This is a genomic window from Rhodococcus jostii NBRC 16295 (assembly GCF_001894825.1).
Classification (GTDB): Bacteria; Actinomycetota; Actinomycetes; order Mycobacteriales; family Mycobacteriaceae; genus Rhodococcus_F; species Rhodococcus_F jostii.
This window is the reverse complement of the sequence record NZ_BCWY01000052.1, coordinates 1-11292: the sequence shown is the minus strand read 5'-3', so window position 1 is coordinate 11292 and position 11292 is coordinate 1. Positions and strand designations below refer to the sequence as shown.

General features: G+C 65.5%; 9 protein-coding genes. 5 read left to right on the top strand and 4 right to left on the bottom strand.

What is annotated here, in order from left to right:
• Window positions 1–17 precede the first annotated feature (17 nt).
• The 4 genes from RJ1_RS28265 to RJ1_RS28250 are packed head-to-tail and all read right to left on the bottom strand — an operon-like array spanning window position 18 to window position 4736.
• The gene (locus RJ1_RS28265) at window positions 18–686 is read right to left on the bottom strand and encodes an SRPBCC family protein (protein ID WP_073365838.1); all 669 of its coding nucleotides are present in this window, start codon (window positions 684–686) and stop codon (window positions 18–20) included.
• On the bottom strand, window positions 683–3175 hold the full coding sequence (gene cutA / locus RJ1_RS28260; RefSeq protein ID WP_073365837.1) for an aerobic carbon-monoxide dehydrogenase large subunit: 2493 nt from the start codon (window positions 3173–3175) through the stop codon (window positions 683–685). Before cutA ends, RJ1_RS28265 begins: the two co-directional genes overlap by 4 nt.
• Window positions 3172–3816, bottom strand: coding sequence for a (2Fe-2S)-binding protein (locus tag RJ1_RS28255; RefSeq protein WP_073365836.1), 645 nt, complete (start codon window positions 3814–3816; stop codon window positions 3172–3174). Before RJ1_RS28255 ends, cutA begins: the two co-directional genes overlap by 4 nt.
• Window positions 3813–4736, bottom strand: a complete 924-nt coding sequence (locus RJ1_RS28250) for an FAD binding domain-containing protein (RefSeq protein ID WP_073365835.1) — start codon at window positions 4734–4736, stop codon at window positions 3813–3815. The genes RJ1_RS28255 and RJ1_RS28250 overlap by 4 nt, the downstream gene beginning before the upstream one ends.
• A 624-nt stretch (window positions 4737–5360) precedes the next feature.
• Between RJ1_RS28250 and RJ1_RS28245 the strand changes: the two genes are divergently transcribed.
• The 5 genes from RJ1_RS28245 to RJ1_RS28225 all read left to right on the top strand — a co-directional run.
• Window positions 5361–5642 (top strand): hypothetical protein, encoded by a 282-nt coding sequence (locus tag RJ1_RS28245; protein ID WP_073365834.1) that lies wholly within the window; start codon window positions 5361–5363, stop codon window positions 5640–5642.
• A gap of 628 nt (window positions 5643–6270) precedes the next feature.
• A complete protein-coding gene (upp, locus tag RJ1_RS28240; RefSeq protein WP_073365833.1) occupies window positions 6271–6894 on the top strand; it encodes a uracil phosphoribosyltransferase in 624 nt (207 codons plus the stop codon).
• Window positions 6895–8151: 1257 nt separating this feature from the next.
• On the top strand, window positions 8152–9261 hold the full coding sequence (bar, locus tag RJ1_RS28235) for a barbiturase (RefSeq protein ID WP_073365832.1): 1110 nt from the start codon (window positions 8152–8154) through the stop codon (window positions 9259–9261).
• A gap of 162 nt (window positions 9262–9423) precedes the next feature.
• Window positions 9424–10929: an amidase gene (locus RJ1_RS28230; protein WP_073365831.1), complete on the top strand. Its 1506-nt coding sequence runs from the start codon at window positions 9424–9426 to the stop codon at window positions 10927–10929.
• A 50-nt stretch (window positions 10930–10979) separates the two neighbouring features.
• Window positions 10980–11292 (top strand): PucR family transcriptional regulator ligand-binding domain-containing protein (locus tag RJ1_RS28225; RefSeq protein ID WP_174695029.1); only part of this gene is annotated, 313 nt, incomplete at its 3' end.

Here is an 11292-nt window from a genome sequence, read left to right as displayed (position 1 = left end):
GAACTACGCCAAGTACGTCACGCCGAGCCGGTGTTGCGGGTCAGTACTGCGCCCAGTGCAACTCCGGCCAACGCGATAGCCGCCCCGACGGCGGCGGCAACTAGCGCGCTCTGCGCCGACGGACCGGTCGGTGCGGATCCAGGGGCGGCGCGCTCCGCACGAGCGACACCGGGGAGCAACCTCGGTGTCTCCGAGATGGTCTCGGGCGCGTGGTCGGCAGCGGCAATCGCGGGCGCTTCGGGGATCCCGTTCGCGATGACGCCGTCGAGTCCCTTGAAGAACACTCCCGCCATCTTCTTGGCCACACCGGTGATCATTCGCTGTCCGACGCCGCCGACCATTCCGCCGACGACCGCATCGGCATCGTAGGTCAAGAGCGTGCCGCCTCCGTCTCGTGGCTCCAGCTTGACGGTGACGTCGGCGTGGACGGTGCCCGGTGCCCCGGCCCCGGACGCGGTCATCACAAATGATTCGGGTCGGTTTTGCTGCGAGAGGATGACCTCGCCGTCATAGGTGCCCTTGATTGCGGCGACGCCGGCCATGATCGAGAGTTTGTAATGGTTGTCGCTCACCTGCTTGAGCGACTGAACGCCGGGGATGGTGGCCGCCAGGACTCGTCCGTCCTGCAAGTTGTCGTACACCTCGGCCGGAGGCGCTGTCAGCTGCGCCGTTCCTGAGATTCTCATAGGTTCTCCTGTGGTGCGCCGGCGCCCCGCTGGTTGGTCGAGCGGGAGTGCCGGAGCTCGAAAAGTTCGGATGGGGAAATGGGCATCGAGGTGATCGGAATTGCTTCCGCGTCCTCGATCGCCGCGGCGATGACGGCGGTGGTCGGGATGACGCCGGCCTCGCCGGCGCCCTTCATGCCGAGCGGATTGAGTCCGGACGGGGTAACCGTGTGGTCCATATCGATCGAGCCCGGGACCTCGGTCACGAACGGCAGCAGAAAGTCCATGAACGACGCGTTGAGCAGTTGCCCGTGCTCGTCGTAGACGATGCGCTCGTAGAGCGCGCCGCCGATTCCCTGGGCGACGCCGCCATGGATCTGGCCCTCGACGATCCGGGGATTGATCACGTTGCCGCAGTCGTGAACGACGGCGTACCGCTCCACGTGGATCTCCGCGGTCACCGGGTCGGTCTCGACGATCGCGGCGTGAATCCCGGACGCGAAGGTCGACCTCGGCGGGGAGTAGTACCCGGTGGCCTCCAATCCTGGCTGCTCGCCCTCCTGGATCGGGGGAATCGTCATGTCGGTCGAGGTCTTGGTGAACCCGGTTGCCTGCCTGGATGCCTCGTCGAACGCATACCTCAGCGGATTCGACAGGACCGCGACGATCCCGAGCGAGATCGACGTTCCGGGGGCACCCGGCTCCGTTCCGATCTTGCAGACGTGCCCGCCGCGCAGCTCGAGCTGCCCCGGATCGAGGTCCAGCGCGTCGGACGCAATCCTTTTCGCCTTCTCCGCAACCATCTGCGCGGCCACGTGAAATGCCGAGCCGGACATGACCGCTCCGCGAGATGCGAAGGTCCCCACGGCGTATCCGAACCGTCGGGTGTCACCCGTCACGATCTCCACGTCGGACATTTCGACACCCAGGTCGTCGGCGACGATCTGGGCGAAGGTCGTCTGGTGGCCCTGGCCCTGGGTGGTCAGTCCCGTTGCGCCCTTCACCTTCCCCGACGTTTCGATCACGACGTGGGCGCCCTCGTAGGGGCCGGGCCCGGTTCCCTCGACGTAGGCGGCCACTCCGATGCCGACCGTGCGCCCTTCGGCGGCGGCCCGCTTCTTGTATTCGGGGAAGCCTTCCCAGTCGATCAGCGTCTTCAGTTTGTCGATTCCAGCCTGGTAGTTGCCGGTGTCGTAGATCAGTGGACGGCCGTCCTGGAACACCAGATTGAAGTCGTACGGCATCTCCTCGGGCCTGATGATGTTCCTCTCGCGCACCTCCAGCGGGTCCTTGCCGAGATACTTCGCGATCGCGTCCATCGACCGTTCCATCGCGAAGACGCCCTGTGGGCGGCCAGCGCCCCGATACGGAATGACGATCACCGTGTTGGTGTAGAGCGAGTACGCGTTGACACGGAAGGAGACCGGCTTGTAGGGGCCGAGTACCTGCGTCGCGGTGTTGATCACGACGATGATCCCGTACGGCAGGTAGGCGCCGTTGTCGTGCCAGAGGGTGAAGTCGAACGCCAGCAGCCGTCCGTCGTCGTCGAAACCCACCGTGACCTCTTGCAGCTGACCGCGCTCGTGGGCGCTCGAGATGAAGTGTTCGCGGCGGTCCTCCACCCATTTGACCTCCCGCGAGATGCCCGCCTTACCGAGTTGACGTGCCGCCCAGGGCACCATCACCTCCTCCGGCCAGGGATGCATGATCTTGACGCCGAACCCGCCGCCGACGTCAGGTGCGATGCAGTGCACCCTGTTCGTCGCCATACCGAGCCGCGCGGCGACCGCGGCGCGGACGGACGTCGAGGTCTGCGTCGACGTCCAGAAGGTCAGCGTCTCCTCGTCGTTGTCCCAGCGGGCGTAAACGCCCTTGCCCTCCATCGGCATCGATGCCGATCGTTCGATCTCCAGGTTCAGCGTGAGCCGATGGGGTGCAGCCGCCAACTGGGCATCGATGTCACCGAATCCGTGGTGCAGGTGTGCCGCGACATTGTCGGGAACGTCGTCGTGTACGCGTCGATCTGCTCGGCGGGCGGTGTCGATCCCCACCACCGGACCGAGGATCTCGTAGGTGACGTCGATCTTCGCGCACGCGTCCTCGGCGACATACCGGTTGCGCGCCACCACCATCACGATGGCTTCGCCGACGTGATTGACCTCGTCCTTGGCCAGCGGGAATCCATTGCGCGGAGCGATGATTGCCGGGTGCGGAATGAGCAGCGGCATGGATTCGGCCATCGAGGGAGAGTCCGCGGCAAGGTCCTCGTAGGTGTAGACGGCGTAGATTCCGGGTAGTCCCAGCGCGGCGTCGATGTCGATTCCGGTGATCCGTGCATGCGCGTGCGGTGACCGAACGAATGCGGCGATCAACGCGTCGTGTCCCAGATCGTCGAGGTACTTACCATTGCCGCTGAGCAGTCGGGTGTCCTCCGTGCGCGGCAGCGGTTTGCCGAACAGGTGCTCGGAGCCGGTGGTGGGTGTGGTCGAGGCCCTCTTCGTCACGCTCATGCTCGGCCCGCCCGTCCACCGACGGGGTTGGTCTTGCCCCGCACCGTCCGGTCGAGTGAGGCGCGGCTCGATTCGTCGTCCTGTCCGAGGGGGAACTCACCGGCCCGTTCGCGTTTGATCTCCGCGGCCCGCAGCACGGACGCCTTGATGTTGTGGTACCCGGTGCATCGGCAGATGTTGCCGGCGATCGCGTCGGTGGCCTCCTCGCGGGTGGGCGCATCGTTCTCCTCCAGGAACGCCGCGATGGTGGTGACGAATCCGGGGGTGCAAAATCCGCATTGCAGACCATGACAATCCATGAAGGCCTGCTGCACGGGGTGCAAGGTACCGTCCGGCTCGACCAGACCCTCGACCGTCGTGACGACCTGTCCCTCGAGACTCGCCGCGAGTAGCAGGCACGATCGCACCGGTTTACCGTTCAGCAGTACCGTGCACGCCCCGCATACCCCGTGTTCGCATCCGACGTGAGTCCCGGTCTGCCGCAGGTGATGGCGGATTGCGTCCGACGCAAGGGTGCGCGCGGGCAGGACGACCGTCCGGGTAATGGTGTTGAGCGTGAAGGTCACGGCCACGTGCTGCTCGCCGGTCTCGGCCAGCAGGTCCGACAGCTGCTGTTCCAGCTCTGTTGTTGCCATCGTCATTTCTTTCCGGCCTCGACGTGTTCCGCCGACGGCCTGGTTGCCAGGGAAGCCACGCCGTCGCGTGCGGCACGCAGGACGACCCGCGCGGTCAGCGCCGCAACGAGTTGTGACCGGTACCGTGCGGTGGCGTGAATGTCTGCTTCAGTTTCGATGCGCTCGCGTGCCGCCTCCGACAGCCGGTTCCACAGCGGATCCCGGTCGTCGGCGACCGACGCCCCACCGATGACGTCCCTGTAGTCGACGACTTCACCGAATTCACCGGCGGACACGTACGTCACGCGGGCATTCGTGACCTCCCCGTCGGTCACCTGAACCCGAGCCGCGACGCCGACCAGCGCGTAGTCACCGTGGCGGCGGGCAATCTCGTCGATGGCCACCCCGACACCGGCAGAAGCACCGGGTACCGTCACGCTGGTCGCTATTTCGTCGGGCTCGAGCGCGGACTCCAATGGCCCGAGGAACAGTTCACGCGCGGGGATCTCACGTGACCCGCGGACCGACCGCACGGTCACCGAGCCGTCGAGCAGGAGCAGCACGGCCGGCATCTCCGCCGAGGGGTCCGCGTGCACGATCGATCCGACGGTGGTCCCGCGGTTTCTGATCGTCGGGTGGGCCACCAACTGCAGCGCTCGGCCGAGCAGCGGCTGCACGGCGTTGGCGCCCGGGTGCGAGGCCAACGCGGCGTGTGTCGCCAGTGCTTGGAAGGTGACGCCCGATCCTGCCGACGCCGTGATCGAGTCGAGACGGTCGATCGCGGTGATGTCAACAAGGTTGGCCGGCGCAGCCAACCGCATCGACAGCATCGGAATGAGTGACTGCCCACCGGCCAGGACCTTGCCCTCGTGCGCCACCTCCGCAAGGATCTGGCAGGCCTCCTCGATCGACCGTGGCCGATGATAGATCAGTGGCGAAGGTTTCATACCCAGATCCTGCCTGTCCGTCCGGCTCGAGGGTTTCGGCGAGAAGTGACAAATGTTGCGGCGCGGAATGGCAATTCTCAGCTATCCCCGTTCGGATCCGGTGCAGACCGCACGGCCCGGTCGACGTGGCGAGCCAGCCACGGCGCCGACCCGCAGCGTTTGTCGGCGAGGGTGTGGTGCCACGACGACGGGTCACGCCTGGGCATCACAGTGTCCGCCGCCTGCGCCACCCAACTAATTACGTTGTGAGACAGGTCCCGCTGGGATTGTCGATGCACACCTGATTCGACGTTAATTGGTTGCGCTCCGGGAGGCATTGGCGGTTCTTGCTCAATTGGTGGGCAATTTTGGTAGGGAATACCGTTCCTTGCCAGCGGGTATCGATGGAAGACTGAGTGCAGCCGGCGGGAGCAATCCATGGACAGTCCCTGCGGATGCATGACGTGGCGGCGCGGGTCGTGCGCTCTCGGTGTCTCGTGCCGGAACCTTGCCTTCCCTTCTGGAAGGGCGCCGGCTTTAGCGACCACGACGCCGTGATCGTAGTCCCGTCGGTGGCGGCACTAGTCTCCGTCGAGCCAGGAGCTCACCCCTTCACCGTCCACCCCCGCTGTGAATAGGAATCCGATGAACGCTCTGCTCTACGTCGGAATTGTGCTGCTCATTGTTTCGGTGACTCTCACCCCACCGTCGCTGTTGCGATTCTACGACGGCGCCAGTGAGTTTCTGCGCTGGACCGTCACCCTGGCACTGGCGGGGTCGGCGGTGATGCTGTTTAGCGCATTGATCTCCACGGATGCTTCGGTTGGACAGCGGTGGGCCACCGGGCTTGCCGGAGTTCTCGGTGGCGGGGTCGTGGCTGCGACTATTGTTCGAGTGATCGAGCCCCGATCGACCGACTCGGATTAGTCGAACGGCGCTCGGGATCGATGGGGATTGGTGTGCAGTCTCGAGTGAGCTTCCCACCCGACCTCAATTGGGATATACCGCTGGATCTTGCGTCGTGCCGCTTCAATCTGTGCTCACATCGGATGTGTGCTCCGGCGGTCCGCGGATTCGAGCGACCACACCGCCCACTGATCGGTTGGGCTGACTGCTCGATATCTTGCGGCCGAGGTGGCAGGCGATGTGCTGAGTTTCGCCGCGAGCCGGCCGCTGGCACGAGTGGCCGGCGGTATCACGATCGGGCCCGTGCACAGTGGTGGTGTATTGGACCGTGTCGCCGTGATCGCGAGGAGTGAGCAGCAACTCGTCACATCCTCCTGGCGGGGCCGCCTGGCGCCGTCTCCCCGCGGGAGGATGCCCCGCTCGGGTTCGGCGGAATGGGGCGGGCGCGGGGCCGTAGGTTTCGACCGATCCGACGTCTCGACCGATTCCGGGGCTTCGAACCCTGCGGCCACGGGATCAGTGGCGTCTCTCACGATCACTCCGTCCCCGATGGCCGCGTGCACGCGGTACGCCCAGGTCGGTGACCGACCCGGTGGCCAAACAGGTTGTCGGCGTATTGAAATCCGCCCGACGCCCTTATCCTTCCAACATGAACACCTCTGTGGTCGACCATCCGCTGGCGGCATCGCTCCTGACGACGATGCGCGACGCGCGCAGTGACAACGCCACGTTTCGGGGTGCGTTGCGCAGGCTGACGCACATGCTCCTCTATGAGGCCATGCGAGGGGCGGAAGTCGAGCAGTTCGAGGTGGTCACGCCGGTCGCGACCACTCAGGGAGTACGGCTTGCGAATCCGCCGCTCCTGGTACCAGTACTGCGCGCAGGCCTCGGTATGGTGGAGCAGGCGAGCGCTCTGCTCCCGCAAGCGAGTGTTGGTTTCGTCGGGATGGTCCGCGACGAGAAGACGCACCAGCCGGTGCCATACATGGAATCGCTGCCTTCCGATCTGTCGGGTATTCCGGTTTATGTCCTCGATCCGATGGTGGCCACCGGGGGGTCCATGGTCCGCACGATAGATCTGCTCGTTGCGCGCGGCGCCACCGACGTGACGGTGGTATGCGTGGTCGTGGCGCCGGAGGGCGTTGCGGCGTTGGAAGCCTCCGGTCATCCTGTGAGGCTTGTGACAGCGAGTGTCGATGATGGCCTCAACGAGAATGCGTTTCTGGTGCCCGGGCTTGGAGACGCGGGGGACCGCCAATTCGGGCCCCGCTAGCGCCCATGGTTCGCGAGGGATCTTGTAGCCGTGTCAGTTGACTGGTTGTCTACGAGGCTCCCGCACATCCGGATTGGGATCGATAACGACAGAACAAGTACGCCGTCCTCGTCGTGTCGGCCATAGTCTGGTGCTTGGGTTTCGGACACCGACATAGGCGATCTCGCCTACCACCTGGGAGCGGCCCCGCTGTTCGCGCTACCCATACAGCTCCGCCTACCTTCGACCATTCACGACGATTCCCTCAGCGAGTGGCTTGTGATGGCATCTCGTCCGTGTGGTCTTCGACGCCGGCAGCTTCCTGCGATGGACGCCGAGCCGCTACCCCTCAAAGGGGCGCACCGGCACGCAGAGTTACCTCGATGCGCTGGACGCGGCCCGTGAGATGACCGGCCAGGATGAAGTCGGACCTCATCGATGAGGCGACACGCGATGGCCGCCGAATTGCAATCATCATGTGCGAGTGCGATTTTGCGCGGCTGATCACTCGGGATTGCAGCGGGGAGGCTGGTCCGGACGATCGAGTGTGCCACTGCCGAAGAGTTTCCCTGGTTCGTGCGGCACTCACCACTCACGCAATGCGGATGCAGGAGACACGTCGCCTGCGGAAAGCCGAGACCTCGGCGGCTGTCGCTGCCCCCGACGCCGACCGGGGCATTGCGAGAGCGGCCTCACCGGGCTGTGCGTTCTCAACGAGACACCCATCTCCCCTGTCAAGACTTCCCTCGAAGCGTTGGGCGAGGTGCAGTGTGGGACGCGATCGAGCTGGAGACCGCCGCGACCACAGTCACGACCCCCCGAGGGACCTCGGCGCAGGCGAGCGCGGACCCGCGAGCTTGGTCCAAGGCTCCGCGCACGCAGTCGAGTAGGAACTTGCGGCCGCACCTTTGACGTCGACGCCGGCGGACCGATGAGCGGTGCGACTGCGACACTGTCGGGATCGGACAAAATGTGACCAAGCAAGGCCGCGGGTTGGGCAAATGTTGCCGATGTGCGGAGGGGTGCGTGCTCATAACGTGGCCACCATGAAAGTTCTGATCAGGTGTCGGTGATCTGCACAGTTGATGGTGAGTCCCGGCGGCCCGCCAGCGGTGCTCGCCCGCCGAGGTCGGTGGACCCGCATGCCGATTCGTTGAGATCGGGCGGGCGGGTGGTCGTCACATTCCGCGCCGTGTTCATCGTGGATGCGCCGATACCAGCGGAACGATCGTCACCGCCTGATTTCCTACCCCGCAAGCCCATATAGAGGAGATGTCAATGCCCGACGCAATCGAGGTCCGCAAGGTTCCGCTGCACAGCGTTTCCGACGCCAGCGAGCTGGCCAAGCTCATCGACGACGGCGTGCTCGAAGCGGACCGCGTCGTCGCTGTCATCGGCAAGACCGAGGGCAACGGCGGAGTCAACGACTACACACGCATCATCGCGGACCGAGCCTTTCGTGAGGTCCTCTCGGCGAAGGGCAGCCGCAGCGCCGACGAGGTGGCGCAGGTGCCCATTGTCTGGTCCGGCGGCACCGACGGTGTGATCAGCCCGCACGCAACGATCTTCGCAACTGTGCCAGCCGGGAAGGCGGCGAAGACCGACGAGCCACGACTGACCGTCGGTGTCGCGATGAGTGAGCAGCTGCTGCCCGAGGACATCGGTCGCACGCCGATGATCACGAAGGTGGCCGCGGCGGTGAAGACGGCGATGGCCAATGCCGGCATCAGCGACCCGGCCGACGTGCACTACGTACAGACGAAGACGCCGTTGCTGACGATCCACACCATCCGCGACGCCAAGAGCCGCGGCGAGACGGTGTGGACCGAGCACACCCACGAGTCGATGGACCTGTCCAACGGCGTTACGGCACTGGGGATTGCCGTCGCGCTCGGCGAGATCGACATGCCCAGCGACGCCGATGTCATGCACCGCCGGGACCTCTTCTCGTCGGTGGCATCCTGCTCGTCGGGTGTCGAGTTGGACAGGGCCCAGGTCGTCGTCGTCGGCAATGCGCGTGGCGTCGGTGGTCGCTACCGGATCGGGCACAGCGTGATGAAGGACCCGCTCGACCAGGACGGCATCTGGGCGGCGATCCGGGACGCCGGACTCGAGCTGCCCGAGCGGCCCCACACCAGCGACCTGGACGGCCAACTCGTGAACGTCTTCCTCAAGTGTGAAGCGAGCCAGGACGGCACGGTACGCGGCCGCCGCAACGCAATGCTCGACGACTCGGACGTGCACTGGCACCGCCAGATCAAGTCCTGCGTGGGCGGTGTCGCCTCGTCGGTGACGGGGGATCCGGCGGTGTTCGTGTCCGTGTCGGCAGCACACCAGGGTCCGGAGGGCGGCGGCCCCGTTGCCGCCATCGTCGACCTCGGCCAATAGTTCGTGCTCACACCGTGAACGAGGTTGCGTCGCGGCCCGGCAACCGGGTCGCGACGCGACCTCGACCACACCAACCGCCGATCTTGAACGATGCTGCGGTCGGAGTTCATGCACGTCGGCGGTTCGCCGGTACTCGTTTTTGAAACGTGGAGAGGTTCACCCATGTCACACGTCATCGACCCCGTCAGCGCGGGTGATTCCGGCCGGACTCGCCCGGGACCCTCGGGCGCGCCGCGCGAGTACGGAGAGCTCGTCATGTGTGACGCGCTGACGCTCAGTAATGTGATCAAGAGCCGCCAGGTGTCGTGCATCGACGTCATGACCGCCTATCTCGACCACATCGAACTGCACAACCGCAGTGTCAACGCCATCGTCGCCCTGCGTGACCGGGACCAGTTGCTCGCCGAGGCGCGCGAGCGGGACCGCCAACTGGCCGACGGGCACTACCTCGGCTGGATGCACGGCTTCCCACACGCCGTCAAGGACCTCTCCGCGGTCAAGGGACTACCGTTCACCTCCGGATCACCAATTTTTGCCGACCGGATCGCCGACGCGGACGACCTGTTCGTCACCCGGATCAGGGCAGCCGGCGCCATCATCATCGGCAAGACCAACACCCCCGAGTTCGGACTCGGATCCCAAACCTACAACCCGGTCTGGGGCACGACGGCGACACCGTACGACACCTCCCGCACCGCCGGTGGAAGCAGCGGCGGCGCTGCTGCGGCCCTGGCGTTGCGGATGGTTCCGGTCGCCGACGGTAGCGACTACATGGGGTCCCTGCGCAATCCGCCGGCCTTCAATAATGTTGTGGGCTTTCGCCCGTCGTGGGGCCGCATCCCCGAGGCCGGATTCATCGCGCAGGGCGCGGTTGTCGGTCCGATGGGGCGGTCGGTGGCTGATGTGACGCACCTGCTGTCCACGATGGCGGGTCCCGATGCCAATGCCCCGCTGGGCATCGACGAGGACCCCGAGGTATTCACCCGGAGCCTTGACCGTGACTTCAGCGGGACGCGGATCGCATGGGTAGGGGACTGGGGCGGGTACCTGGCGACGGAACCCGGAGTCCTCGAACTGTGCGAGTCCGCATTCGGCGCGTTCGGGAACATCGGTTGCCGCGTCGAGGCGGCGCTCCCCGACTACAAGCCCGAGGACATTTGGCAGCTGTTTCTGAGGTGGCGCTGGTGGGCGCAACTCGGCTTGGTCGACCTCTACAACGACCCGAAGACACGCGCGCAGATGAAGCCCGAGTTCGTGTGGGAGATGGAGCACGGACTCGAACTCTCCGCGCTCGACGTCACCAAGGCTGCGGCGGCCCGCAACGACTGGCAGGGCGCCGTCACGAAGATGTTCGAAACGTATGACTACATCCTCGCGCCCAGTGCCCAGGTGTTTCCGTTCGACAAGTCCACCCACTGGCCCACGACGATCGCGGGCCGGCCGATGGATACCTATCACCGATGGATGGAGACCGTCGCACCGTGGACGATGGCGAGTCTTCCGGTTGCCGCGATGCCGGTCGGATTCGATGACCGCGGGCTTCCCATGGGAATCCAGATCATCGGACGCCACGGCGCAGACCGGGCCGTTCTCCAACTCGCTCATGCGTACGAGCAGGCAACCAAGTGGGTCGACCGTGTGCTTCCGCCCGCGCTCAGTCCGCGCTGAGTCGTATCGGTGACGCGGCCGCTGTATCGTCGCCCGGGTACGGTTGGTTCATGGAAGATGTTGCCAACGGAGAGCGACCACAGGCACATGATTTGCCAACGCCCGTCGGTTACGCGTTGACGGTTCGGGAGCTGCTGACCCTGCCTAGCCTGACCGGCTCGAAGCTTATCGCGGGGGCTGGGGGCCTGGAGCAGATCGTCCTGCGGGTCAACGTCATCGAGGTGCCGGACATACTGCCGTGGGTCAAACCGCACGAACTGTTGATCACCACCGGATTCCCGCTGCGGCATGCCGACTCGGGTCAGCCGTTCGACCCCGCCGCGCTGGTCGAGCTCATCGAAGGTCTCGCCCAGCGCGGCGCGG